Here is a 24,105-nt window from a genome sequence, read left to right on the forward strand (position 1 = left end):
TTCAGGGACGCGTGTGCCGCACCTCCAGCGGCTCGAACACGACACGGGTGCGGGAGGCGTCCCGCGCCCAGACGACCTCCACGGTCCCGTCCTCCACCAGCACCTCGGTCACCACCCGTGACAGCCGCGGGGCGTCCGGGTCGGCGGTGAGGGTCGCCAGGCCGACGTGCACCGAGGTGCCCCCGCACCCGCCGGTGAGGCGGGGGACGCGCGCCCACGGGGTCCAGGCCGTGCCCTGCGGGGCGGGCAGCAGCTCAGGGGCCGGGTCGTCCCAGCCGTACAGGCCGTGCAGGGCGGACCGCGACGGCTCCTCCGCGCCGGTGGCCCAGCCGGTGAGGGTGACCCGGGATCCGGGCGGCGCCCCCACCACGCGGTGCACGCGCAGTTCCAGTCGACCGTGAGCGACGGTGACGCTCTCGACCCTCAGGCCCGGCACCATCGGCGGCCCCTCGGCGAAGACGGGCCGGTGCCAGGAGGCGGCCCAGCCCCAGCCGTCGCCGTGACCGGCACCCAGAGGGCGGACGCGCCGTCGCGCACTGCGCCGTCCACCCACCTCCACGGACAGGTGGTTGTCGGCGACGTTCCCGCGTGCGGTGGGTCCCGTGCGGGTGGAGTAGGCCTGGCGGCCGTAGTGCGGGTCCTCCCCGGCCGCGGACTCCCCCTCGTGCGGCCGCACATGGTCGCTGCCGTGGTTGTGCAGCCGTACGATCCCGTCGGCGCGGGTGGCCTGGAGGAGCAGGCCGGGGCCGGGCAGGGACAGCACCCGGTCGGCCTCCTCCACCGGGGCGGACTCCTCGGTGTCCGTCCACAGAGGGTGGCCGGCGGGGGCGAGCAGTGCGGCGAACGCCTTCGACGCCCAGTACGGCGACGCGGGACCGGAGTACTCCTGGAGGCTCGCCTCGTGCGGGCCGTACCAGCCGAGGGACAGCAGGCCGTCGGCGGTGAGCGCGCCCCGGTCGAGGAAGTGGCGCAGGCTGCCGCTCGCGATGCGGCGCGAGGCGCCCGGGGTCAGCGGGGTGTGTCCGGTGACCGCCCCCAGCGACACGGCGGCGGAGGCGGCGAAGCGGTACGTCAGGGAGCGGCCGTAGTGCAGCGGGGCGCCGTCCGCGCCGAACATCAGGGAGAAGCCGTCCAGGTGGGCGCGCAGGCGTCCGCCGTGGTGGGCGAGGGCGTCGGCGTCGCCGGAGAGGTGGGCGTCGAGGACCGGGTAGAGGTGCAGGGCCCAGCCGTTGTAGTGGTCGAAGGCCCGACCGTCGCCGTCGGCGTACCAGCCGTCGCCGCGGTACCAGCTCTCCAGCAGGTCCAGCGCCCGCTCCCGGGCGGCGGCGGTCTCGGCGTCGCCCCGGCCGACGGACTCCAGGAACCCGGCGACGGCGTACGGGAACAGGTACCAGTTGTTGGGCGCGGGCGTGTGGCGCAGCGCGCCGCGCAGCCACTCCTCGGCGCGGTCCCGCACACCGGTGTCGAGCTTGTCCCACAGCCAGGGCGCGGTGAGCCGCAGGCCGAGCGCGACGGACGCGGACTCGACCATGGGCTGGCCCTGGACGTCGAAGTCGAGGATCCCGGGCCAGGATTCGGTGTCGTCGCGGCCGGGGGTGCGGGTGCCGGCGGCGAGTCCGTCGGCGTACCGCTCCAGCCAGTGGTGCGGGTCGTCGCCGCCCGCGCCCGCGACCCGGAAGGCGGCGGCGAGGAACGTCCGGGCGTAGCCCTCCAGGCCGTCGGAGCGCACGCCCGACCGGGAGGGGCGGCCGGGCAGGTGGAGCAGGGCGTTGTTGGGGGTGGCCCGGCGCCAGGCGGCCGTGAGCAGCCCGTCCGCCACCGCCTCCCAGTGGGCCCGGGTGTATCCGGTGCGGGGACTGATGTCGTGGTCGTCGACGGGCAGTTCGAACGGGATGCTCATGCGAGGAAGGCCAGCCTTTCGCGTCGGACGGGGTGCAGGAAGCCCTCTCCGCGCGCCCAGCGCGCGATCTCGGAGACGGCCGTGTCGGCGAGCCGGCGCCACTCGTTGCCCTGCGAGCCGGCGAGGTGCGGGGTGAGCAGCACGTGCTCGCAGTCCCACAACGGGTGCCCGGGCGGCAGGACTTCGGGGTCGGTCACGTCGAGCACCGCGCGGATGCGCCCGGCCACGGCGGCGTCGGTGAGGGCGTCCTGGTCGAGGACCGCGCCGCGTGCCGTGTTGATGAGCACGGCGTCGGGGCGCATGGAGTCGATGAGTTCCCGGGAGACCAGTCCGCGCGTCTCGGGCAGCAGGGGGGTGTGCACGCTGACCGTGTCGCTGCGCCGGAACAGCTCCGCGAGGTCCACGCGCCGCACGCCGAGCCGCGCGGCCTCGGCGTCGTCGACGTAGGGGTCGTGGAGCAGCACCTCGACGTCGTGCGGGCGGAGCAGGTCGATCACCCGGCGTCCGATGAGGGACGCGGAGAGGATGCCGACGGTGCGGCGGTGGTTGCCGACGGTGCGGGGGGTGCGCAGCCAGTCGGTGCGGGCGCGGGCGGCGCGGTAGTCGCGGGCGCTCTCCAGCGCCCGTTTGCCGGTGAGCAGGATCATCGCGAGGGTGTACTCGGCTACGGGGACGGCGTTGGCCGCGGCGGCGGACGCCACCTCGATGCCGCGTTCCCAGCAGGCGTCGGTGACATGGCCGCGGACGCTGCCGGCGGTGTGCACGACGGCCCGCAGCCGGGGCGCCGCCCGCAGGACGCCGTCGTCCAGGGGCGGGCAGCCCCAGCCGGTGACGAGCAGGTCGACGTCGGCCAGCACGGCGCGGGCGGCGGGGGCGGTGAAGTCGTCCAGCACCGTCGGGGCGAGGTCGCACAGGGCGGCGAGGGAGGCGCGGGACTCGGGGTCGAGGACGGCGGAGGCGACGTCCGGGGACATGGCGAGGGCGGCGCGGGGGCGGGGGCCGGGCTGGGGCTCGGTCATGTGGTGCGGTAACTCCTTGCGTACGGGGTCACTTCACGGCGCCGGCGGTCAGACCGCTGCGCCAGAAGCGCTGGAGCAGGGCGAAGGCGAGGATCAGCGGCACCACGGCGAGCAGCGATCCCATGATGACCACGGGGTAGTACTCCGGTGAGACCGACGCGGAGCTGTTCCACGCGTACAGTCCGAGGCTGACCGGGTACAGGTCCTGGTCGGAGAGCATCACCATCGGCTCGACGTCGAGGGGGACGGTGAACACGCGTCCCTGGAAGGTGGTCAGGCCGAACGCCTGGGGCAGCAGCCTCGCCCGCAGCCGGTCGTCGACCAGGTCGGTGATGTCGCGGGCGACGCCGTCGATGGCGAACCCCGGCACCTGCGGGTACTCGATGGTGGCGACGTCCGGGGCGTTGCCCGCGCGGGCGGCGTTGCTGAGCTTGGCGTAGCCGCCCTGCCCTCCGGAGGGGGTCTGCCGGAAGTCGGCCTGGATGCGGTCGTGGGTGCGGTTGAAGGCGTCGACCACTTCCTGGCTGCCGCGCAGGGCGGACCAGAAGGTGACGCGTACGGCCCTCTTGCTATCGGTGCTGCTGCCTGATGGGGCGTCGTCCGCGCCTCCGCTGCAGGCGCCGAGGGCTCCTGCAAGCGGCGCGGCGGCCATCGCGGCGAGCACGGATCGACGGCGGTGTCGACCGGGCATGGCGCCTCCCGCGGCTCCTGGCGTGTCGGGGACACGGCTGTTCGGGACACGGGAAGCGTCGGCGCTCGACCGGTAAACGGTCAATAGATCGATCAGAAGAAGATGAAACGCTCAAACGCTCACGGATGGGGGTGGGTGGGTCAGAGGGCGCGCGTGGAGCCGCGCACGGACAGTGAGGGCAGCAGCTCCACCCTGCGCACCGGGGCCCGCGCGCCCGCCTCCGAGTCCAGCCTCTCCAGGAGCAGTTCGGCGGCGGCCCGCCCGACGTCCGCCTTGGGCGGGGCCACGGCCGTCAGCGGGGTGGTCCCCAGGCCTGCCACCACGTCGTCGTAGGCCACGACGGAGCAGTCCTCCGGCACCCGCACCCCGTGGTCCGCCAGCCGCTGCACCAGCATCAGCGCGTCGACGTCACCGTGCAGGACGGCCGCCGTGGCGCCCGTCCTGCGCAGTACCTCGTGCAGCCCGGCGGTCTCCTCCGGGGTGTACGGCCCCTCCTGGCCGGCCTCGGGAGCGCACAGCGTCCACGCCCACGCCTCGACGAGCGGGTGTGCCCCGGCGATCCAGGCGCACGCCGACCGCAGGGTGCGCGCGGTGGGGCTGTCGTCGCGGGTGGCGAACACGATCCGCCGGTGGCCGAGGCCCACCAGGTGCTCCACGGCCAGGTGGGCGCCGTGGGCGTGGTCGGAGCAGACCGAGTCCATGACGTGCAGCGGGGTGCCGGCACCGGGGCGCCGTTCCATGAGCACCGCGGGCACCTCCAGCGCGGCGAGCCACGGGTGGTCGGCCTCCTCGTCGGCGAGGGTGCGCCAGCGCGGGGCGAGCAGCAGCCCGGCGGCGCCGTCCTCCAACGCCCGCTCGACCAGGGGGCGTTCGGCGCCGGATACCTGGGGCGCGATGTGCAGGGCGATGCGCTTGCCCGCCGCCTCCAGCACCGAGCGGGCGCCGTGCAGCGACTCGTACAGGTAGCTGTGGCGCTCCGGGACGACGACGGCCACCGTGTCGCCGTCCGGCGGCCGGGGCGCGGGCAGGTCCCGGGCGGCGAGGGTGGAACGCACGACACCGTGCCCGCGGCGCAGCCTCCCCTCCCGGGCCAGCTCCTCCACGTCCCGCCGCACGGTCACCACCGACACCTCGAGCTCGGCCGCGAGATCGGTCACCCGCGCCGACCCCCGGGACTCCACGGCAGCCAGGATCCGCTGCCTCCTGACCTCGACCGGCTCCCGCATGAGGCCCTCCCCCGCAACGGAATGTTCGTTTGAGCGATGCGGGCATCATAACGATCGTCTCGACGGACGTCCCGGTCCCGTGCGCCGGGGGTCAGGCGTCGCGGGTGCGGATCGTCATGCCCGGGCGGCGGCGGTGGACGGTGAGGTAGGTGAGGCCGTCGTCGCCCGCGGTCAGGGAGCGGGTCGAGCCGTGGGGCAGCCAGGTCAGGGTGCCTGTGGGGAGGGCATGGTCGCCGTCCGGGGCGGTGAGGGTGCCGTGGCCGGACAGGACCAGGAGGAGGACGTCGAGGTCGGGTTCGCGGTGGGTGTCCACGCGGTGGCCGGACGGAAGGTGGACCACGTTGGCGTCGAGTTGGCGGCCGGACTCGGCGAGCCGCCACAGCGCGCCGGCGGATCCGTCGCCCGCAGCGGCCAGGGCGGCCGTGTCGCAGAGGATGCGGGGCAGGGGTGCTGCCTCGTCGTCCGGTGTACCGGTGTGCTCCGACGTCATGGTCCGCCGCCGTCCGTCCCCGCGTCCCGGCCGCGCCGGGTGTCACGCGCTCGCTGTCGTGCGGGAACCTAGCACGCGGCCGGAGGCAGGACGGCGAGCCAGTCCGTCAGGAGCCTGTTGGTGTCCTCGGACCGCTCCTGCTGCAGCCAGTGGCCGCAGCCGTCGAGGATGTGGGAGGAGACCAGGCCGGGCAACGTGACGGGGAAGGCCGCGATGGCGTCGGCCATCCACGTGGTGGACGCGTCGAGTCCCCCTCCGATGAACAAAGACGGCTGGGTGAGCGGAGCGCCGTCGTACTCCGCGAGGTCCTCCCAGTCCCGGTCCAGGTTGCGGTAGCGGGCCAGCGCCCCCCTCGTCCCGGTGCGCTCGAACTCCCCCGCGAACACGTCGAGATCGGCCTCGCCGAGCCAGGCGGGCAGCCGGTCCGCCGGGAAGCGTTCGCGGAGGGTCCCGCCCGGCCCCACGAAGTGCGGCGGGGGCGCGCCGGGCCCCGGCATCGTGTCGCCGGACAGGGCCGCGTAGAAGCCGGCGAGCCATCCGCGTACGTCGGGCTCGATCTCGGTCTCGGCGCGGCCCGGCTCCTGGAAGTACGAGACGTAGAACTCCTCGTCGCCGCCGACCGAGGCGAAGACCGTGCTGGGCCTCGGGCCGCCGCGCGGCGCGTACGGCACGCTGAGCATGGCCACCGCGCGGAAGATGTCGGGCCGGATCAGGGCGGCGTTCGCGGCGACGGCCGCGCCCCAGTCGTGGCCGACGACGACGGCGGTCCGCTCCCCCAGGGCGTCGACAACGGCGACAGCGTCCGCGACGAGTTCCCGCATGCGGAACGCGTCCGTGGCGGCGGGACGCGACGACCGGCCGTAGCCGCGGACGTCGACGGCCACCGCCCGGTAACCGGCCGCGGCCAGCGCGGGCAGCTGATGGCGCCAGGAGTACCAGCTCTCGGGGAAGCCGTGCAGGAGCAGCACCAGCGGTCCGCTGCCCTGTTCCACCAGGTGCGTCCGCCCCGCGGGCGAGGGGACCAGGCGGTGGACGGGGGGTGCCATGGGGCGGGAGGACGTGGGCTCGGGCACGGCTGCTCCAGGGTCGTTCGGGGTGCGCGGGCTCGGGGCCGGTGCGGCCCCGAGGTCGTTTCCGAGCATGGTCCGCCCGGCCGCGGGACGGCGAGCGGTGTTGCCGTTTCGGCAAAACGGCCGCCGTCCGGCCCCGGTCACGCCCAAGGTTCCGGGCCGACCGTCCGGAGCTGCGGGTGCCCAGCCGACCCCGATTCGGCCCCCGGCCCTTCCGGGCCGACCGTCCGGAGCTGCGGGTGCCCAGCCGACCCCGATTCGGCCCCCGGCCCTTGCCGGCCGAGGACCTGGCGGCTTTGTTGTCCGCGGGGCCCGCCACCGGCCCCGTTCCGCCACCGGCCCCGTTCCGCCACCGAGCCGTGCCGACGAAGCGCGGTCCGGCGGCGGCGGCGGCCGGCGCGGTGCCGCCGACGCAGGGAAACGACAAGCCCGTGGACGACACTTCGCGCCCGTAAGGACGCCTGCTCCCGCCGTCAGATCCAGCCGCGGGCGCAGGCCTCCACGCCGGCCTGGAAGCGTGTGGTCGCGTCGAGACGCGCCATCAGCGCGGCGATGCGGCGCGTCGCCGTCCGGGTGCTGAGCCCCAACTGGCGGGCGATGGCCTGGTCCTTGAGCCCGGCGCGGAGCATCGTCAGCAAGGCGATCTCCTCGCTGGTGGGTTTGCTCCTGTCCGTGTCCGGGCCGGGTGTACCGATGGGCAACGCCTTGTCCCAGTACGTCTCGTAGAGTTCGATCAGGGCGTCCAGGAGACCCGAAGGGTGTACGACGGCGAGGTTGTCGTAGGCGCCGCCGACCAACGGGACGAGGGCCACGCGGCGGTCGATGATGTGCAGCTTGAAGGGCAGGCTGGGCAGCATCCGGGCCTGCTCGCCGAGTTCGACCATCTCCAGCACCGTCTCGAAGCGGCCCGTACGCCCCATGGACTCCGGGCAGTAGACCGAGCGGAGGTCCACGCCGCGGCGCGCCCAGGCGGCGGTCGACGCCTTCTCCGCCTCGTTGGTGTGCGGGAGGCCGTCGGAGCGGTCGTGGTAGGGCGGCCGGTCGAGGATCCATAGGTGCGTGCTGACCGACTGGTTGAGCTCGTCGATGCGCTGCGCGACGACGTCGCGTCCCGACAGGACCTCGACCAGGCTGCCGGGATCGGTACGCAGCCGACCCGCCCGGTACTCCTCCTCGAGGTCCTCGACGACCGTCCCCACCGCGGCGAACGCCGCCTCCGCCTCCAGCCGCCGTTGGTTGAGCAGGGCGGTCAGTGCGGTGCCCGGCCCGACGGGCCGGTGGCCGCCGCTGCCGTCGGGACGCAACAGCCCCATTCCGACGAGCCTGTTCACGGCCCGGCGGACACGGTCCGGGGACGCACCGGCCGTCCTGGCGTACTCCTGCGGGCGGAGGTCCGCCCGGGTGAGGAACGCGCGGTAGACGTCCTCGTCGAACTCGCCGATACCCAGTGGCTCCAACACGTGTGCGCTCCTTGCGATGGCGTGATCCGCCAGATGTCCGAAGACGCCACAAGATTATCTGGACACCGGCCTGTCGGAAGCCGTTCACTTCTGAACCGTTGGATCCCCCGCAGCGCCCTGGACGTGGTCTCCACCCGCACCCCGCCACGCCCATGTGCGCCCTGTTGTCCGGCCTTTCCCCTTCTGGAGGACCGATCTTGGCTCCGAAGTCACGCGTGAGACCGGCCGCCCTCGTGGCGGCCTCCCTCTTCGCCCTGTCCCTGTCGTCCGTCGCTCCCGCCCACGCGGCTTCGCCGTCCGGTCCCACTCCGGTGCCGGTGAAGGACCTGCCCGCGGGCCGTTACATCGTCACCCTCGCCGACGAGCCCATAGCCGCCTACCGGGGAGGGGTCGACGGCATACCCGGCACCGCCCCCGCGCCCGGCGGCAAGGTCGACCTGGCCGACGCGGACGCCGTGCGCTACCGCACGCACCTCACCGGCGAACACCGCGCCACCGCCGCGTCGGTGGGCGCGCGGATCGAGCGCCACTACTCGGTGGTCACCAACGGCTTCTCCGCCGACCTGTCCGCCAGGCAGGCGGCCCTGCTCACCAAGAGCCCAGGGGTGCTATCGGTCACGCCGGACACCCTCAACAAGGTCGCCGACGACACGAACTCCCAGGACTTCCTCGGCCTGACGGGGCGACACGGCCTGTGGGAGGCCCTCGGCGGCACCGAGGCGGCCGGCCGAGGCGTCGTGATCGGCGACATCGACACCGGGATCTGGCCGGAGAGCCGCTCCTTCGCGGCCGCTCCCCTCGGCGCCGCGCCGCCCACCGCGAAGGACCCCTACCGTCCCTACCGCAAGGGTGACAACGTCGTCATGCGCAAGGCGGACGGCGGCACCTTCACCGGGACGTGCCAGACGGGCGAGGAGTTCACCGCCCGCGCCTGCAACAACAAGCTGGTCGGCGCCCGCTTCTTCGGCGCCGCCTGGCTGGACATGGTGCCGCCGGAACGCCGCGCCGACTACGTCTCCCCCCGGGACGGCGACGGACACGGCACCCACACGGCGTCCACCGCGGCCGGCGACAACGGTGTCGACGTCACCGTCGAGGGACAGCACCTCGGGAAGGTCTCGGGCGTCGCACCGGGCGCGGCCGTCGCGGTCTACAAGGCGTTCTGGACGGGCAAGTCGCCCTCGGACTCCGGTGCCATGACCTCCGACATCGTCGCCGCCATCGACCAGGCGGTCGCCGACGGCGTCGACGTCATCAACTACTCGGCCGGCTCGATCATCGAGACCGGCCCCGACTCCCCCGTCCAGGGGGCCTTCCGCACAGCGGCGGCCGCGGGCATCTTCGTCGCCGCCGCGGCCGGCAACGCCGGTCCGGACACCGCCTCTCTTGACAACGTTGCCCCGTGGACGACCACGGTCGCCGCCAGCACGCTGGCCCCCTACGAGGCCACCGCGCGCCTGGGCAACGGCGCCACCTACGTCGGCGGCAGCACCACCGTCCGGTCCGCGCTCGGCCCGAAGCCGCTGGTCCGGTCCGAGAAGGTGAGGACGGCCGCCGCCTCCACGAGCGACGCGGCGCTGTGCAAGGACGGCACCCTCGACCCGGCGAAGGTCGCCGGCACGATCGTCGTCTGCGACCGGGGCGTCAACCCGCGGGCGGACAAGTCCCAGGAGGTCGCACGGGCCGGCGGCGTCGGCATGATCCTGGTGAACACCAGTGACCTCGACACCAGCGGCGACCTGCACGCGGTGCCCACGGTGCACCTCAACACCCCCGACGCCACCGCCGTACGGGCCTACGCCGCCACCGACGGGGCGCAGGCCAGTCTGGTGCCGGGCGGGAACAGCGGGCAGCCGTACCCGCAGATCGCGCCGTTCTCCTCGCGGGGGCCGTCGACGCAGAACAACGGTGACCTGCTGAAGCCCGACATCGCCGCCCCCGGCGTCGGCATCCTCGCCGCGGTGGCGCCCGCCTCCCACCACGGCCACGAGTTCGACTTCGAGTCCGGCACGTCCATGGCGGCCCCGCACATCGCCGGCCTCGCCGCGCTGTACCTGGCGAAGCACCCCGCGTGGTCGCCGATGGCCGTGAAGTCCGCGATGATGACGACCGCCTCCGCCACCTTGACGGCGAGCGGTGCGAAGAGCACCGACGCCTTCGCCCAGGGCGCCGGTCAGGTGCAGCCGGCCGACATGCTCGAACCGGGCCTGGTCTACGACTCCGCCGAGAAGGAGTGGCTGGCCTACCTCGCGGGGCTCGGCCTCGACACCGGCACGGACGTGAAGGCGGTCGACCCCAGCGACCTCAACTACCCGTCCATCGCGATCGGCCGGATGGTCGGCTCGCAGACCGTGACCCGCACCGTCACCGCCGTGGCCCCGGGCACCTACCGGGCCTCGGTCTCCGTGCCCGGTGTGAAGACCACCGTCAGCCCGTCCGTGCTGCACTTCAGCAAGGCCGGCCAGAAGGCCACGTTCACGGTGACCTTCCAGCTGACGACCGGGCGCTCCGGCGACACGGTCACCGGTGACCTCACCTGGCGGCACGGCCGTACCGAGGTGCGCAGCCCGATCGTGCTGACGCCGTGGAGCCTGATCGCTCCCGACAAGGTGTCCGGTCCCGCGGGGAGCGGCAGCGTCTCCTTCGAGGTGACGCCCGGCTCCACCTCGCTCACCCCGACCGCCCGCCGCCCGGTGGCGGGTGCCCCGGTCCGCGGCACGGTGTCCACGGACGACCCCGAGAAGTACTTCGAGCTCACCGTGCCGGAGGGCACGGAGGCCGGGCAGTTCTTCGTGACCCCCGACAACCCGGAGGCGAAGCTCAGCATGGTCGTCATCCACGACCCCGGCGACGGGCGCAATCCGTCCATCGTCGGGGACTTGGCACTGGACATGACGCGTCCGGTGGTGAGCGTGCCGAGCATGAAGCCCGGCACGTACCAGGTCGCGGTGATGACGCTGGGCAGTCAGCCGCAGCTGGGGGACATGACGTTCTCCCTCCAGTCGAACCTGGTCGGCCCGGGCAGCACCCCGGCGGGCGGCACCTTCACGGTGACCCCGCAGCGCGCCACCACGAAGCCGGGCGTCCCGCTGACGCTGACCGCCTCGTGGCAGGGGGTCCCGTCCGACCGGCCCGCCACCGCCTACATCGCCTACCCGAACGCGGCCGGCACCCTGGTCACCATCGGCTGACCCCACCGCACACCTCGGTGCCGGCCCCCCTCGTGACGAGGGTGGCCGGCACCGAGGTGTCGACCGGACTACCGCCCGACACGCCGGACGTGAGCGCATCCCCCGCATGGCCTGGTCGGTAGACGTTGCGTATCCGAATGACGAGCAAGTGCAACGCAGTTGCGCAGCATCTCGTGACATCCAGTTGATCCGCGTCACAAAACACTGACCACCGCCCAGGCATACCCCGCCGCCTTCCAGGACGACCTGGTACGCACCTACCGAGGCTTCCTCGACCGGCGTCGGGCCGAGCTCCCCAAGAGGAATATCGCGAGCCGACCGCGGCGGAGAGGCACGACTTCCAGCAGCACTTCGAGCTCCGCAAGGTCTCCCTCGGCACCCGCGGGCGCCCTTGTGGCACCCCCTGCAAGCACGAACACGCCCCGTTGACTGAACGAAGCCTGGAGATTGCCCAGTTCAGTGGGCGGATGGAGTCATTGGGCACTACGTTCACCGGTCGTGATGAACGATGCTCCCCGACGAGATTTGGCAGCCCTGGCGGTTCCCCAGTGGGGTCGGCTGATGGAGACCGGCAACCGGTACCAGCCGTACCGGCTGATCGATCCCGACGGAGCGGCCGTCGAGCCGGTCACCGTCTACTTCCAGGAGTTGCTGGCGGCCGGGAAAGCGCCCTCGACGGTTCGCTCCTACGGGATGGATCTGCTGCGGTGGTGGCGGTTCCTGCGAGCCGTGGATGTTCCCTGGGATCAGGCGACCCGCCGGGAAGCCCGGGATTTCAGCTGCTGGATCCAGCAGACCGTCAAACCCAGGAAGGCAAAGGCCCAGGGACCGCGGGCGGTAGGGGAAGCCGGTGCCGCGAACCCGGTCTCCTCCGGCCTGATCCGGCCCAACGGTCACGGCTGACTGACATCCGTGACAACCTGATCGCCCGGATCGCTGAGGCGGAGCGGGAAGGATGGCTGGGCGAAGTCGAGGGCCTCCAGGTCAGCCTCGCCGGCGCGCAAGACAAGCTGGACCAGCTCGATGCCGAAGCAGCCCGCCGACCCTCCACAGTCGATCTCGGCATGCCGACCTTCGCCGACGTCGCCATCCGCGCCACCACTACGTCGACGGACCAAAGCTGCCCCCGAAATCCATGGTCGCCACGAAGCTGAACTGCCTACGCTCCAACCCATGCGAACTGTTTTCGTGTTTCCCGCAGGTGAGCGAGCTGCGACCGTCGCCTTGCTCGATCGGCATCTGCCCGGGCAGCGCGATCCGTGGACTCTGGACGGCAACCTCTACATCGACATCGCCGATGAGCAGATCGGCTACCTCTTCTCCGATTGGGATCCTGAGGATGTGGCGATCCTCGAAGCGGCCGTCGGACATCACCCCACTTGGGCGGTGCAGATCGACATCTCCGGGCGGATCGACGGCACCACCCGCCCAGCGCGGCCGCCTGGTGGAGATCCGCGACAACCTCCTCGACCGGATCGCCGAAGCCGAGAAAGAGGGCTGGCTCGGCAAAATCGAGGGCCTGCGCGTCAGCCTCGCCAGCGCCGAATCCAGAATCGACCAGATCGACTCCGCGCCCGGCAGCGTGGCGATCAACCTCGGCATGTCGCGCAAGGCCCCGGCTCACCCCGCCCAGAAGGAGGGAGCAGCGTCGCTGAGACAATCGCGGGATGATCAGCAATGAGATCCGGTTCGATTGCCAGCACCGGGACGACAGGGGTCTGCTCGTGGTCGTCCCTCACATCGACGGAGCACCACTCACCGAGCTGATCGATGAGTACGAGATCGCGGCCGGGATGCAGCCTGCAGGTGATGCCTACGGTGGTCTGATTCCGGAGTTCTTCCGGTTCGGCCCGATGCAGGACCACTTCCTCGGACTGTCCACTAGCGCGATGGGGCCGAAGACCCCCGTCCTCGGTTGTGAATGCGGTGAGTGGGGGTGCTGGCCGCTCATGGCCCGCATCACCGCGACAGCGGATCTCGTAACCTGGGACGCCTTCGAGCAACCCCACCGCAAGACCCGCGACTACGTGGCATTCGGTCCGTTCCAGTTCGACCGCCACCAATACGATGGCGCCTTGCAGGCCCTGAGCGCGGTGATCTACTCCGCCGCCGACGACACGAGCGCATGAACACTGCCGTCAGTCCGTCTTGCCGCACATGAAGTCCAGGGGCGGAGGCCAGCGGCGGGGGACTCGTCCTCACCCGTCGGCGACGGGCAGGTTGTGCCACCAGTGACCGCATCCGCCGGAGCAGAAGCGTTCGCGGCGCCGTTCGTCTGCGACCGCGAGGACCTCGACCAGTAGCCGGAACGCCTTGCGTCGTTCGTCGACAGGGGTGAGGCCGGCGATCTTCCCCAGTTGCTGGTCGATCGGGCCGCAGGTGATCAAGACCGCCGGGGTGTGCGTCGGGCGCAGCCCGGCACGTCGGATGCTCTCCGGTCCGTCTTCGGTGACGTCGCGCGCCTGCACGCAGTGGTGGCGCAGGAACAGGAGTATCTCGGCCTGCTCCTCCGGGCTGTGGGTGTCGAACCACTCGATGCCCTGTGACATCGGGCGCAGTCCTTGGGCAAGTTCGTTGAGGATGATGTCCCGCTCGGTCATGATCAGCTCCCGCAGGCCAACGAGGCGAAGACCTCAGCGGTCTCGTCGACGAAAGCGCACAGTTGCTGCACGGCCTGCCGACAGTCATGCGGGTCGAGAGCCGCCACGGCCCGGACTTCAAGCCATCGGTCCCAGGGACCGGCCGGGGCAAGGAACCGTGTCGTGTACTCGGAGCCGAGAATCTCATCGAGGTAAAGAAGCGTCCCAAGGACGGCTGCCTGGTCGTAGTCGAGATCGGGACGCGACAAGTAGTGATCAAGGTATGCGCTGAGCAGTTCGGCATCCGCTGCAGTACCGAACTTCGCAAGGGCGACGCAGTATGCCGCGCCCGCATACGGCCCCTCGCTGGCCAGCAGGAGCCGACCTATGAGCTCGCGGAACTCGGACCTGTGGGCCACAGCAACCAGCCAGGCGGCAGTCTTGCGCTCGCGCCATCCACCCTCGAAGAGGACGCCGAGCTCCGCCGGAGTGATTTCGTACGCAGCCTGAGCCAGATCCCGCACAAACGCGGAGCGCTCAACCGGGCTCAACCGGAAAACGCTCCCGCCCAACCGAAGGTATCGCCGATCAGGCGTGACGAACCGCCGAACCAGATCCTGCAACTCGGGATCGCTCTGGACATCACGCATAGCCGCATCCTGGCCCGGGACGGTACTCATGTGCCACAGGTTTGCCGACTGCCTCAACGGACCGTAGTTACTGGTTCAGAGAAGCCTGCATTCGCTGCCCCGTTCTCCAGATGAACCCCCGCCGGCGGCCCCGCCTCATCGAGATCATCCAGAACCTCCGCGAGCGCATCACCGAAGCCCGCGGGAAGTCTTCACCGACGACACGCCGCCGCCTCACCTGGACGGGCGTGGCGACAGGGCTGACAGGGCTGACAGGGGCAGTGTCAACGGCGAGGACGGGCCATCGCTGGGGTGAGCCGAAAAGTGGCCATGAGAGGTAACGGGGCGCGTAGCGCAGGTCTGCGGCACCAGCAGAGCGCCGCGCTGAGCTCACCGCCCACAGCGACGACACCTCCGCTCACCGGGTGCTGGGGCCCCCGGCACACAGTGATTGTTCGATCAGCGCGCTGGCCGCGTCCTCCTGCTCCAGTATGTGCTCCTGGGTGTCGCCGCGGGCCTCGGACATGGAGACCACAGCGCTTCGACTCCCGTCGTCGGTGACGCCGTTGAGGGTGATGAAGCCGCCGTCCCCGCCCTCATGGCTCCAGTAGGTTCCCCCGCATCCCAGGGGGCGTTCGACCAGGCCGAGCCCGTATCGGCCGTCCGGCCACAGCTCTTGGACGTCCGCACTCACGGCGACGGTCCGCTTCATCTTGGCCAGCTGCCGTGCCGGCAGCAGGCGGCCGTCGAGCAGCGCGCGGAAGAAGCGGTTCTCATCCCGAGTGGTCGTGACCCATGAAAGGTTCGCGTAGTCCACCGGTCTGGTCGGTGACATCCACCCTGGAACCGGGGCCGAACAGCTGGTAACCCTGGGCGTGAGGCCGGGGCAGGGTGGGCGAGGCGCCCATCCACCGGGTCTGGTCGAGGCCCAGCGGCCGCAGGATGCGGTTTTTGATCTCCTGGTGAGCGGGGTGACCGGTGACCTTCTGGAGGATCATGTCGAGCAACACGTAGCCGGTGTTGGAGTACGCCCAGCCCTTGCCGGGCACGAAGTCCTCAGGCTCGTGAGCCATGGCGAGGTCGACCAGCTGCTCAGGTTCGTAGATGATATGGCGCTGCTGGTAGTACTCCTTGGGCGTGGTGTATCCGGGCAGGGCGTCCCGGATACCGCTGGTGTGCTGGAGCAGGTGGCGGATGGTGACCTGGCTGCCGTCGTTGCCGTTGCCCCGCACCACTCCGGGCAGCCAGTGGTCGACCGTGTCGTCCAGGGACAGTCTGCCCTCGGCCTCCAGTTGGAGGACCACGGTGGCGACCAGCGTCTTGGACGTGCTGGCCATCCGGAAGTAGCCGCTGGAAGAGACGGGGCGGCCGGTGTTCAGGTCGGCGGTACCGCTGGTGGCGACCGACTGCCGACCGTCAGGCGCGATCACGCGGGCCTGCACACCGCTCACACCGAGGGCGTGGATCGCCTCGGTGTCCCGGCGTAACTGCTCCGAAGGGGAGGTACCGGCGGGCTGAGCGATGGCGGGGACCACCTCGGCGCTGAGCAGCGTAGCGACACCGAGTGCCATGACCAGGTGCTTTCGCAGAGTCGAAGTCATGGCTGGACGCTAGTGTCACCCCCCACGGGGCGCGATCCGGCGGACCCCAAGATCGGAACGGGGGATACCCCCCGGGCCGTCGCCGGTCTGGTGTCGACCTGCCGAGCGCGGTGCCGGTTCTCGCATCCAAGAGCACCGAACGGCCCGCCCTCGGCCGGGGCCGCTCTCTTGTCGCAGGAGCCTCTACCTTGGTCGTTTCCCAGATCCGGAAAAGTTCCTCATCAGGAAGATCCTCTGTTCTCGGACACCTCGGCGATGCCGTACTCAGGGCTGAGCCCGTCCACAGCGAGGCGGAAGAGGCGGTCGGCCTGCGTCCCGGGGTCCTTGTGGTGCTCGGTGGCCAGGGCGATGCCGACGGCGAGGGTCAGCAGGTCGTGAAAGGTGACGTGCGGTGCAACCGCCTTGTCGCGAATGGCCCGCTGGAGAAGGGGCGTTCCGGCCGACCTTGTCCGCCGCCTGGGGTGTGCCCTTTACCGCGCCCTCCATGAGCCTGGAGGAGGCCCTCGACGCGGGCATGCCGGCGTGGGGAGCCGGACACGAGTGGAACAACACGGTCCTTCAGCCCGCCCGGCCCGAGTTCGCACGGGAGTTGGGCATCCCGGTCACCACCTTCGCCGAGTGGGCGGATAAGCAGCTGACACCCGTGTCCGGCTAGGGCCGCGCGCTTCGCGGGCGGGCACCTCCCGCAGGGACACAGGGCCGCGCCGGTCCGCTGTTTCGGTGTGTCCGCGCTGTGCAATGATCCTGGCGGGCCCAGGTGCGCGTGAGCCGCGGTGCCGTCGGCGGGCTCCGGCACACGAGAGGAACGGACGGACGTGACCGCGCAGGGACCGGACGACGGCGGAACGCCGCAGGATCGGGAGGACGGCGTGCCGCCCCTGTCCGACGACGTCTGGCAGCGGTTCCTCACGGACGACGAGCACGCCATCCGGGCCTCCGCCCCGAAGGAACCCTCCGCGCGGCAGCGGGCGTCCGGGCGCCTGCCGCAGCCGGCGGCCCGCACCGACGACGGCGCGGGGCGGCGCTACGACGCCGCGGACGCGGTCGGTGACCTGTGGCATCCGGACGACCCCTGGGAGGGCCCGTCCTGGCGGGAGCTGGACGGGCGCGCCCGGATGCGCCGGGTCGGCCGCGTCGTGGGCACGGCCGCCGCGATCGCCCTGGCCCTTGGCGCCTGGTCCCAGCTGTCCACCGGCGCGGGCACCCCGGCCGAGGGGCCCGGCGACACCGTGCTGCAGCAGTCGGAGGACGCCCCCGCGACCCTGCCCGCGGTGACGTCCCGGCCGGCGGGTCTCACCACACCGTCCGCCCCCGAGATCCAGGCGGGCTGACACGCCGTCGGCCCCGCACCGGCCACGACGGGCACGGCACGGGGCCGGGGTGCGCCGGTTCAGTCTCCCAGCGCGGTGAGGACCACCGACTTGGCCTCCTCCTGCACCTGGCGGAGGTGGTCGGCGCCCCGGAACGACTCGGCGTAGATCTTGTACACGTCCTCGGTGCCCGACGGCCGGGCGGCGAACCAGGCGTTCTCCGTGCTCACCTTGATGCCGCCGATGGACGCGCCGTTGCCCGGCGCCTCGGTGAGCACGCCGGTGACCGCCTCCCCCGCCAGGGTGTCCGCGGTCACCTGCGCCGGCGAGAGCTTCGCGAGGCGCGCCTTCTCCTCGCGGGTCGCCGGGGCGTCGATGCGCTCGTAGGCGGGCTCGCCGAAGCGCGCGGTCAGTGCGGCGTAGTGCTGGGAGGGCGTCTTCCCGGTGACCGCGGTGATCTCGGAGGCGAGCAGCGCCAGGATGATGCCGTCCTTGTCGGTGGTCCACACCGATCCGTCACGGCGCAGGAAGGACGCCCCGGCCGACTCCTCGCCGCCGAAGCCGAGGCTCCCGTCGACGAGGCCGTCGACGAACCACTTGAAGCCGACCGGCACTTCGACCAGGTCACGCTTCAGGTCGGCGGCGACCCGGTCGATCATCGCGGAGGACACCAGGGTCTTGCCGACACCGGCGCCGGACGGCCACCGCTCGCGGTGCGCGTACAGGTAGCCGATGGCGACGGCCAGGTAGTGGTTGGGGTTCATCAGGCCGGCGTCCGGGGTGACGATGCCGTGCCGGTCGGCGTCGGCGTCGTTGCCGGTGGCGATGTCGAAGCGGTCGCGCTGCCCGATGAGGGACGCCATGGCGTACGGCGAGGAGCAGTCCATGCGGATCTTGCCGTCCCAGTCCAGCGTCATGAACCGCCAGGTGGGATCGGCGAGCGGGTTCACCACCGTGAGGTCCAGGCGGTGCTGCTCGGCGATCCGGCCCCAGTAGGCGACGGACGCCCCGCCCAGCGGGTCGGCGCCGATGCGGACGCCGGCGGCGCGGATCGCGTCCAGGTCCAGTACGTTCGGCAGGTCCGCGACGTAGGTGCCGAGGAAGTCGTACCGTCCGGTCCCGGGCGCGGCGAGGGCGCGGGCGTACGGGATGCGGCGGACGTCCTTGAGGCCGCCGCGGATGATGTCGTTGGCCCGGTCCTGGATCCAGCCGGTCGCGTCCGAGCCCGCGGGGCCGCCGCTGGGCGGGTTGTACTTGAAGCCCCCGTCGGCGGGCGGGTTGTGGGAGGGGGTGACGACGACGCCGTCGGCGAGTCCCGTGCCGCGCCCCCGGTTGTGGGTGAGCACGGCGTGCGAGACGGCCGGGGTGGGCGTGTAGCCGTCGGCGTCGTCGATCAGCACCGTCACCCCGTTGGCCGCGAACACCTCCAGGGCGGTGACCCGCGCCGGTTCGGACAGGGCGTGGGTGTCCGCGCCGAGGAAGAGCGGCCCGTCGGTGCCCTGTTCGGCGCGGTACTCGCAGATGGCCTGGCTGGTCGCGGCGATGTGGTCCTCGTTGAACGCGGCCGCCAGCGACGAGCCGCGGTGCCCCGAGGTCCCGAACGTGACGCGCTGCCCCGGGTCGTCGAGGTCGGGGTGGAGCGCGTAGTACGCCGTGACCAGCCGAGCGACGTCGACGAGGTCCTCGGGGCCGGCCGGACCGCCCGCTCGCTCGTGCTGCATGTGCCCACTCCTCCGCAAAGGTCGGTTCTTACGCTTGCGGAGACATCTTTCCCCGCCGGAGCGTCGCCGCGCGAGTGGGCTCGATCCGCTCCGGCCCCCGTGGTGTCAGATACGTCCGCCGGTCATCCGGGTCAGCGGGCCGTGGGTGTGACGTTCCGCACGGCGGCCCACCGCGTAGGAGGCGGCGGTCAGCGCGGTCAGTCCGGCGGCCGCGCCGGCGGCGACGAGCCGGCGGTTGGCGACGACCGTCCAGGCGGTCTTGGCGCCCGCGGCGACCTGTCCGGTGGCGCTGACGACGGCGCGGCGGCCGGCCTCCACGCCCTTGGCCGCGGACTGCGCGGCGCCGTTGGCCACCCGTGCCGCGCGCTCGGTGCCGGACGCGGCGGCCGACGCGGCGTCACCCGCCTTGTTCGCCACGCCGTTGGCGGTGCTCTTCGCGGGCTCGGTCGCCTTGTCGGTGGCCGACTTGGCCTTGGACGCCGTGGACCGGGCGGTCGAGGTCTTCTGGTTCGCATTCTTGTTCTGTTCGGTCATGGACACCGGTTTGCCGCTGACTCCTTCGGCAAACACATCCGTGACACGAGCAGGGTCCGCGAGCGCGGTGCTTCAACGGGGGGGGAGGTAAGGGGGATTGACGACGGGGCCCCGGCGGGCTCCGGGCGTGCAGAAGGCGACGCACGCCGTCGAAGGTCCCGCCGGCCGCACGCGCACCGGACGACACACCCGGCCCCCGGCCTCCGTCGCGTCCGGTGGCCGGGGCGGTGAATCACCGCCCCGGCCCAGGGCTGTACCCGCGCCCAGCGGGTAGGTGGAAGGCGGCGAGTACACCGCCGACGCCCAGTGAGAGGAGCAACCATGCCCGGCATGGTGGAGCGCATCAAACAGTTCGCCCGAAGCCCCCAGGGACGCCGCACGGCCGAGCAGGTGCGGCGGGCCGCGTCCGACCCCCGTCGGCGGGCGCAGGCCCAGCGGCTGCTGGGACGGCTGCGCGGCGGCCGGCGCTGAGCCGTCCCCTTGCCCGAGCGGTCCGGTACGCATCCGTCCGGACCGCCGGCCGAAGACCCGAGAGGACTCCATGAACGAACAGTCGGTGCGCACCGTGGGCTGGGCCCGCTCCCTGCCGATGGGCCAGGGAGTGAAGGCGGCCCGTGACTGGGCGCAGGACCACCTCGCCTCCCTGGGGTGGGACGAGACCGCGCCCGATACGGCCCACGCCGTGCTGCTCACCGTGTCGGAACTGGTCACCAACGCGCATGTGCACGCCCGTACGGACGCGCAGTTGGTCATGTCGTGGGACACCCGTTGCCTGCACATCTCGGTGCACGACGGTTCCACCGCCCTGCCGACGCCCCGGGAACCGGACGACGAACGGGTCGGCGGACGCGGCATGCTCCTCGTCGACGTCCTCGCCGACACGTGGGAGGCCCGCCCCTGCCCCCACGGCAAGACGGTCACCGCCTGCTTCCGCGCTCCGGAGGGCGTCGGCGCCGTGTGATCAACCCCGCCGCGGGGCGCGGAGCCGGCCCGGCCTACGATCGGTCGGGCCGACCCCCGCAAGGAGCCCCGCCCGGTGACCGCCGTACTGCCCCCTCAGCCCACGACCCCCGCACTGCCGGCCCCGCGCCGCCTGACCCGTACCGAGGACGGTGAGCTGCTGCACGCGCTGCTGTGGACCGCGGGGCCCGGGCGGCGCACGATCAGCAGCGCGGTGCTGGGCGGCGGCATCGGCGAGCGGGACTGGATCCTCAACGCGCAGGTCGCGCACGGCTACCGGCGCACCGACCCCGAACGGCACCTGGCCGCCCTCGCCGCCGCGGCGGGGGTGCGAGGTGACGGGGTGGGGCTGATGACGGCGGCCGACGTGTCGGCGTACGCGCACGCGGGCGACGGCGGTGCGGAGGCGTTCGTGACAGCGGGGGTGGACGTGCGCGGCTGGGCCGCCCGCCCCGGGGAGGGCGCCGCGGGAGTGCAGGACCCGGGCACGATCAACGTCGTGGTGGCCGTACCGGCCGCGCTGACCGACGCGGCCCTGGTGAACGCGGTGGCCACCGCCACGGAGGCGAAGGTCCAGGCGCTGGTGGAGGGCGGGTACGACTGCTCCGGCACGCCCACCGACGCGGTGTGCGTGGTCGCCGACACCCCGGGCCCGCATCGGGAGGCACATGCCTTCGCGGGGCCCCGGTCGCTGTGGGGGGCGCGGCTGGCGCGCGCCGTGCACCAAGCCGTGCGGCAGGCCGTGGTGATCGCCGACCGGGACGGCCCCGCCGTCCGCGGCCAGGCATGACACGCCCGGTGGGGGGTACGCGGCGCTCCATGGACTTCCTCGCCGACCAGGCAGGTTGCCTCGCGAGCACGGATGGGGGACCGTTGCCGCCGTACCTGCTCACGCCGACGAAAGAGGGGGTGGGTGCGCGGCGCGCACCTCGTCCGTGATTTCTTCACCGGATTCCAGTGCCGGTCCGTGCCAAGCGCGCGACGGATCCATCCCCACGTGGGACGACGCGCCCTGCCCTGTTCTGGTGCTGGACCCACGCGGCCGCATCGTCGGCCGTAACCGCGCCGCCCGCCGCCTCATCGCGGCCTCCCCCACCACCGGCCTCCCGCCGTCGTGGCTGGCGGACGCGCACCGGCGCCATGTCGCCGGAACCTCCGACCCGACGGCGGCCACGCCGGCCGGGACCTTCGGCGACCGCGCCTACGAGGCGCGGCCGTCCCCCACCGGTGACGGTGCGGTGGCCTGGTGGCTGTTCGACCGCACCGACCTCGAACGGGCCGAGACCGCCGCGCGGGAGACCCGTAAGCAGGCCGACGCCACCTCCGACCTCTTCAGCACCCTCCTGTCCTCCCTGAACGTGCCGCGCTGCGCGGAGGTCGCCGCGCGGATGGCGACCGACCACCTGGCCGAGGCCGCCGTGCTGATCACCCCGCCGACCGGCCACCGGTACGCCGTCACCCACGCCCTGCGCGGGCGGCGGGTGGTGCAGGAGACCCGGCAGATCGACCCGCTCTCCGTCCCCGGCCTGGACGAGGCACTGCGCGGTTTCCCGCCGGTGCCGGCCCGCTGGATCAACCCGGCCGTCATACCGGACTGGGTGATCCCCGAGGGCTTCTCCGGACCGCTCGGGTCCGTGCTCGTCACCCCGCTGCCCGGCCACGGGGTGCCCGCCGGCGCGCTGATCCTGCTGCGGTCGGACACCGAGAAGGGGTTCACGCCCGAGGAGGAGGGATTCGCCCGGCTGTTCGCCTCACGCGCGGGCACCGCCCTGTCGGCGGCCCGCCTCTACAGCGAGCAGACCGCCATCACCGGCACCCTCATGCGGGAACTGCTGCCGCCGCCGCTGAGCCGCGTGCACGGCGTCGACTACGCGGGCCGCTACCGCACCGCCATGGACCACGAACGGGTCGGCGGCGACTTCTACGACGTCCACCCGGGACCCGACGCCTCCGCCGAGACCTTCGTGGCGCTCGGTGACGTGGCCGGCAAGGGGCTGGACGCGGCGGTGCTCACCGGGAAGATCCGCAACACGCTGCACGCGCTGCTGCCGCTGGCCTCCGACCACCTCCGGGTGCTGCGCATGCTCAACGGCGCCCTGCTCACCTCCCACCACGCCCGGTTCGCCACGCTGGTGCTGGCCTCCGTGAAACGCCAGGAGGGCTCCGTACGGCTGCGGCTGACCAGCGCCGGGCACCTCCCGCCGCTCGTGGTGCGCACCGACGGCCGGGTCGAGGAGGTCCCCACGCAGGGCACCCTCGTGGGCGCGCTGCCCGAGGTGACCGCCAGGACCGTGGAGACCGTCCTCGCGCCCGGCGACATCTGCCTGCTCTACACCGACGGCATCACCGAGGCCCGCGGCGGACCGCTGGGCGGCGAGCTGTTCGGCGAGGAGCGCCTGCGGCAGGCCCTCGCGAGGTGCGGGGGCATGCCGGGCGAGGCCATGGTGGAACACGTACAGATGCTGGCGGCGCAGTGGCTGGAGCCGGGGAGCCGCCACGACGACATGGCCGTCGTCGCCATCGGCGCCCCGCGCATAGGTCGCGCCACGGACGACGAAGCGACCGGTGCGGACGCACGAACGAGGAGGAACGGATGAGCGGCCCGCGGGCCTCGCACGCCGAGCCGGCGGAAGCGCTGTGGCGGGCGGTGATCGACGGCGACGAGTACGACGCCGTCGAGGTCGTCCGTGCGGCCCTGGCCGACGGCTGGCAGGAGGAGGACCTGCTGCTCGACGTGGTCGCGGCCGTGCAGGCGAAGATCGGCGTGGAGTGGGCCGCCGACCGGATCTCCGTCGCGCAGGAGCACGCGGCGACGGCGATCAACGAGCGGGTGATCACCGCCCTGGTGCACCAGCCGACGAGCACCCGCCCCACCGCGCGGCGGGGCCGGGTGACGGTCAGCTGCGTGGACGGCGAGTGGCACGCGTTCCCGGCCCGGCTGGTCGCCGAGACGCTGCGGCTGCGGGGCTGGCAGGTCGACTACCTCGGCGCGCAGACGCCGACGCCCCATCTGGTCGCCCACCAGCACCACACCAACTCCGACGCCGTGCTGCTCTCCGGGTCGATCCCGACCCACCTGCCGCGGGCGCACACCGCGATCACCGCCTGCCGGTCCGTCGGCGTGCCGGTGGTGGCCGGGGGCCGGGCGTTCGGCGTGGACGGGCGGTACGCGCGTGCCCTGGGCGCCGACGCGTGGGCCCCGGACGCGCGGGGCGCGGCGGCGGTGCTGGAGGCCGGCCTGGCACGGCCGACGGGGGCCCGGCAGGCCATCGACGACCTGCCGCACCTGGCCGACCAGGAGTACAGCATGGTCGCCCAGTCGCGCGGCCGGCTGGTCAAGGAGACGCTGACCGAGCTGGAACGCCGGTTCCCCCCGATGCGGGAGTACGACGAGGCCCAGCGGGAGCGGACGGCGGAGGACCTGGCGCACGTCGTCGACTTCCTGGCCACCGCCCTGTACGTGGACGACGTGGAGGTGTTCACCGACTTCCTCGGCTGGACGGCGGAGGTGCTGTCGGCCCGCAGCGTGCCGCCCCACTCGCTGGTGACCGGCCTGGACATCATCGGCGACCACCTCCACGACTTCCCGCGCGCGCTGTCCGTCGTCCGCGCAGGCGCGGCGCACCTCACCGGCAGAACGGACCCGGCAGTCACCGACACGGTGGTCTGACCGAGCGTGGCCGGCCCCGGGCCGGCACGAGGCGGAGCACCTGCCGAGACCACG

General features: G+C 72.6%; 23 protein-coding genes and 4 pseudogenes. 11 read left to right on the top strand and 16 right to left on the bottom strand.

Annotated elements, in window-relative coordinates; genetic code table 11:
- Window position 1: 1 nt before the first annotated feature.
- From B100_RS0127370 to B100_RS0127400, 8 genes and pseudogenes are all read right to left on the bottom strand, one after another.
- Window positions 2-1,900, bottom strand: a complete 1,899-nt coding sequence (locus tag B100_RS0127370) for a DUF2264 domain-containing protein (RefSeq protein WP_024887595.1) — start codon at window positions 1,898-1,900, stop codon at window positions 2-4.
- A complete protein-coding gene (locus tag B100_RS0127375; protein WP_024887596.1) occupies window positions 1,897-2,919 on the bottom strand; it encodes a hydroxyacid dehydrogenase in 1,023 nt (340 codons plus the stop codon). Before B100_RS0127375 ends, B100_RS0127370 begins: the two co-directional genes overlap by 4 nt.
- A 28-nt stretch (window positions 2,920-2,947) precedes the next feature.
- Window positions 2,948-3,148: pseudogene (locus B100_RS37310) on the bottom strand (carbohydrate ABC transporter permease); the annotation flags it as partial.
- Window positions 3,149-3,166: 18 nt separating this feature from the next.
- A pseudogene (locus B100_RS34320) lies at window positions 3,167-3,610 on the bottom strand (extracellular solute-binding protein); the annotation flags it as partial.
- A gap of 140 nt (window positions 3,611-3,750) precedes the next feature.
- Complete coding sequence (locus B100_RS0127385; RefSeq protein WP_024887598.1) at window positions 3,751-4,836, bottom strand: substrate-binding domain-containing protein; 1,086 nt, start codon at window positions 4,834-4,836, stop codon at window positions 3,751-3,753.
- 91 nt (window positions 4,837-4,927) lie between these two features.
- Window positions 4,928-5,326, bottom strand: a complete 399-nt coding sequence (locus B100_RS0127390; RefSeq protein WP_024887599.1) for a hypothetical protein — start codon at window positions 5,324-5,326, stop codon at window positions 4,928-4,930.
- 68 nt (window positions 5,327-5,394) lie between these two features.
- The gene (locus tag B100_RS0127395; protein ID WP_051490073.1) at window positions 5,395-6,372 is read right to left on the bottom strand and encodes an alpha/beta fold hydrolase; all 978 of its coding nucleotides are present in this window, start codon (window positions 6,370-6,372) and stop codon (window positions 5,395-5,397) included.
- Window positions 6,373-6,869: 497 nt separating this feature from the next.
- Window positions 6,870-7,856: a LuxR C-terminal-related transcriptional regulator gene (locus tag B100_RS0127400; RefSeq protein WP_024887601.1), complete on the bottom strand. Its 987-nt coding sequence runs from the start codon at window positions 7,854-7,856 to the stop codon at window positions 6,870-6,872.
- A gap of 215 nt (window positions 7,857-8,071) precedes the next feature.
- On the opposite strand from B100_RS0127400, the gene B100_RS0127405 reads away from it, so the two are divergent.
- Window positions 8,072-11,047, top strand: coding sequence for a S8 family serine peptidase (locus tag B100_RS0127405; protein ID WP_024887602.1), 2,976 nt, complete (start codon window positions 8,072-8,074; stop codon window positions 11,045-11,047).
- A gap of 561 nt (window positions 11,048-11,608) precedes the next feature.
- Complete coding sequence (locus B100_RS34325; RefSeq protein ID WP_051490075.1) at window positions 11,609-11,950, top strand: site-specific integrase; 342 nt, start codon at window positions 11,609-11,611, stop codon at window positions 11,948-11,950.
- Between the two features lie 198 nt (window positions 11,951-12,148).
- Here B100_RS34325 and B100_RS37315 read toward each other — a convergent pair whose 3' ends face one another.
- Window positions 12,149-12,418, bottom strand: a complete 270-nt coding sequence (locus B100_RS37315; protein WP_199785291.1) for a hypothetical protein — start codon at window positions 12,416-12,418, stop codon at window positions 12,149-12,151.
- A 73-nt stretch (window positions 12,419-12,491) separates the two neighbouring features.
- Between B100_RS37315 and B100_RS34935 the strand changes: the two genes are divergently transcribed.
- Together B100_RS34935 and B100_RS0127425 are read left to right on the top strand one after the other, a co-directional pair.
- Window positions 12,492-12,728 (top strand): hypothetical protein, encoded by a 237-nt coding sequence (locus B100_RS34935; protein WP_064751485.1) that lies wholly within the window; start codon window positions 12,492-12,494, stop codon window positions 12,726-12,728.
- On the top strand, window positions 12,715-13,176 hold the full coding sequence (locus B100_RS0127425) for a hypothetical protein (protein ID WP_024887605.1): 462 nt from the start codon (window positions 12,715-12,717) through the stop codon (window positions 13,174-13,176). The genes B100_RS34935 and B100_RS0127425 overlap by 14 nt, the downstream gene beginning before the upstream one ends.
- 69 nt (window positions 13,177-13,245) lie before the next feature.
- On the opposite strand, the gene B100_RS0127430 is transcribed toward B100_RS0127425, so the two are convergent.
- The 5 genes and pseudogenes from B100_RS0127430 to B100_RS37740 all read right to left on the bottom strand — a co-directional run.
- Complete coding sequence (locus tag B100_RS0127430; protein ID WP_024887606.1) at window positions 13,246-13,647, bottom strand: DUF5958 family protein; 402 nt, start codon at window positions 13,645-13,647, stop codon at window positions 13,246-13,248.
- A gap of 2 nt (window positions 13,648-13,649) precedes the next feature.
- Entirely contained in the window at window positions 13,650-14,306 is a 657-nt protein-coding gene (locus B100_RS0127435) for a DUF6000 family protein (RefSeq protein WP_486585707.1), read from the bottom strand.
- 367 nt (window positions 14,307-14,673) lie between these two features.
- Window positions 14,674-15,072 (bottom strand): serine hydrolase, encoded by a 399-nt coding sequence (locus B100_RS37735; protein ID WP_486585708.1) that lies wholly within the window; start codon window positions 15,070-15,072, stop codon window positions 14,674-14,676.
- Entirely contained in the window at window positions 15,029-15,856 is an 828-nt protein-coding gene (locus tag B100_RS34335; RefSeq protein ID WP_486585709.1) for a serine hydrolase domain-containing protein, read from the bottom strand. Before B100_RS34335 ends, B100_RS37735 begins: the two co-directional genes overlap by 44 nt.
- A gap of 221 nt (window positions 15,857-16,077) precedes the next feature.
- Window positions 16,078-16,299 (bottom strand): annotated as a pseudogene (locus B100_RS37740) (SbtR family transcriptional regulator); the annotation flags it as partial.
- Between B100_RS37740 and B100_RS0127445 the strand changes: the two are divergent.
- Together B100_RS0127445 and B100_RS0127450 are read left to right on the top strand one after the other, a co-directional pair.
- Window positions 16,299-16,511 (top strand): annotated as a pseudogene (locus B100_RS0127445) (NmrA/HSCARG family protein); the annotation flags it as partial. The pseudogenes B100_RS37740 and B100_RS0127445 sit on opposite strands and share 1 nt — an antisense overlap.
- Before the next feature lie 160 nt (window positions 16,512-16,671).
- On the top strand, window positions 16,672-17,187 hold the full coding sequence (locus tag B100_RS0127450; RefSeq protein WP_024887609.1) for a hypothetical protein: 516 nt from the start codon (window positions 16,672-16,674) through the stop codon (window positions 17,185-17,187).
- A 59-nt stretch (window positions 17,188-17,246) separates the two neighbouring features.
- Here the strand turns inward: B100_RS0127450 and pgm are convergent, their stop codons facing one another.
- Window positions 17,247-18,887 carry a phosphoglucomutase (alpha-D-glucose-1,6-bisphosphate-dependent) gene (gene pgm, locus B100_RS0127455; protein WP_024887610.1) on the bottom strand — a complete coding sequence of 547 codons (1,641 nt, stop codon included), beginning with the start codon at window positions 18,885-18,887 and terminating at the stop codon, window positions 17,247-17,249.
- Between the two features lie 105 nt (window positions 18,888-18,992).
- Window positions 18,993-19,421 (bottom strand): hypothetical protein, encoded by a 429-nt coding sequence (locus B100_RS0127460; RefSeq protein WP_024887611.1) that lies wholly within the window; start codon window positions 19,419-19,421, stop codon window positions 18,993-18,995.
- Window positions 19,422-19,742: 321 nt separating this feature from the next.
- On the opposite strand from B100_RS0127460, the gene B100_RS36625 reads away from it, so the two are divergent.
- The 5 genes from B100_RS36625 to B100_RS0127485 all read left to right on the top strand — a co-directional run bounded on the left by B100_RS36625 (window position 19,743) and on the right by B100_RS0127485 (window position 24,051).
- Entirely contained in the window at window positions 19,743-19,892 is a 150-nt protein-coding gene (locus tag B100_RS36625) for a hypothetical protein (RefSeq protein ID WP_106967106.1), read from the top strand.
- Window positions 19,893-19,962: 70 nt separating this feature from the next.
- Window positions 19,963-20,382, top strand: a complete 420-nt coding sequence (locus B100_RS0127470) for an ATP-binding protein (protein WP_024887612.1) — start codon at window positions 19,963-19,965, stop codon at window positions 20,380-20,382.
- 75 nt (window positions 20,383-20,457) lie between these two features.
- The gene (locus B100_RS0127475) at window positions 20,458-21,171 is read left to right on the top strand and encodes an adenosylcobinamide amidohydrolase (protein WP_024887613.1); all 714 of its coding nucleotides are present in this window, start codon (window positions 20,458-20,460) and stop codon (window positions 21,169-21,171) included.
- 235 nt (window positions 21,172-21,406) lie between these two features.
- Window positions 21,407-22,978: a SpoIIE family protein phosphatase gene (locus tag B100_RS0127480; RefSeq protein WP_024887614.1), complete on the top strand. Its 1,572-nt coding sequence runs from the start codon at window positions 21,407-21,409 to the stop codon at window positions 22,976-22,978.
- A complete protein-coding gene (locus tag B100_RS0127485) occupies window positions 22,975-24,051 on the top strand; it encodes a cobalamin-dependent protein (RefSeq protein ID WP_024887615.1) in 1,077 nt (358 codons plus the stop codon). The genes B100_RS0127480 and B100_RS0127485 overlap by 4 nt, the downstream gene beginning before the upstream one ends.
- The last annotated feature ends 54 nt before the right edge of the window (window positions 24,052-24,105 follow it).

The organism is Streptomyces sp. CNH189, assembly GCF_000527195.1.

Excerpts from the sequence above, each read along its gene's own strand:
- B100_RS0127370 (WP_024887595.1), bottom strand. The coding sequence starts at position 1,900 with ATGAGCATCCCGTTCGAACTGCCCGTCGACGACCACGACATCAGTCCC.
- B100_RS0127375 (WP_024887596.1), bottom strand. The coding sequence starts at position 2,919 with ATGACCGAGCCCCAGCCCGGCCCCCGCCCCCGCGCCGCCCTCGCCATG.
- B100_RS0127385 (WP_024887598.1), bottom strand. The coding sequence starts at position 4,836 with ATGCGGGAGCCGGTCGAGGTCAGGAGGCAGCGGATCCTGGCTGCCGTG.
- B100_RS0127390 (WP_024887599.1), bottom strand. The coding sequence starts at position 5,326 with ATGACGTCGGAGCACACCGGTACACCGGACGACGAGGCAGCACCCCTG.
- B100_RS0127395 (WP_051490073.1), bottom strand. The coding sequence starts at position 6,372 with ATGGCACCCCCCGTCCACCGCCTGGTCCCCTCGCCCGCGGGGCGGACG.
- B100_RS34325 (WP_051490075.1), top strand. The coding sequence starts at position 11,609 with ATGGAGACCGGCAACCGGTACCAGCCGTACCGGCTGATCGATCCCGAC.
- B100_RS37315 (WP_199785291.1), bottom strand. The coding sequence starts at position 12,418 with ATGTCCGACGGCCGCTTCGAGGATCGCCACATCCTCAGGATCCCAATC.
- B100_RS0127425 (WP_024887605.1), top strand. The coding sequence starts at position 12,715 with ATGATCAGCAATGAGATCCGGTTCGATTGCCAGCACCGGGACGACAGG.
- B100_RS0127430 (WP_024887606.1), bottom strand. The coding sequence starts at position 13,647 with ATGACCGAGCGGGACATCATCCTCAACGAACTTGCCCAAGGACTGCGC.
- B100_RS0127435 (WP_486585707.1), bottom strand. The coding sequence starts at position 14,306 with ATGAGTACCGTCCCGGGCCAGGATGCGGCTATGCGTGATGTCCAGAGC.
- B100_RS34335 (WP_486585709.1), bottom strand. The coding sequence starts at position 15,856 with ATGACTTCGACTCTGCGAAAGCACCTGGTCATGGCACTCGGTGTCGCT.
- pgm (WP_024887610.1), bottom strand. The coding sequence starts at position 18,887 with ATGCAGCACGAGCGAGCGGGCGGTCCGGCCGGCCCCGAGGACCTCGTC.
- B100_RS0127460 (WP_024887611.1), bottom strand. The coding sequence starts at position 19,421 with ATGACCGAACAGAACAAGAATGCGAACCAGAAGACCTCGACCGCCCGG.
- B100_RS36625 (WP_106967106.1), top strand. The coding sequence starts at position 19,743 with ATGCCCGGCATGGTGGAGCGCATCAAACAGTTCGCCCGAAGCCCCCAG.
- B100_RS0127470 (WP_024887612.1), top strand. The coding sequence starts at position 19,963 with ATGAACGAACAGTCGGTGCGCACCGTGGGCTGGGCCCGCTCCCTGCCG.
- B100_RS0127485 (WP_024887615.1), top strand. The coding sequence starts at position 22,975 with ATGAGCGGCCCGCGGGCCTCGCACGCCGAGCCGGCGGAAGCGCTGTGG.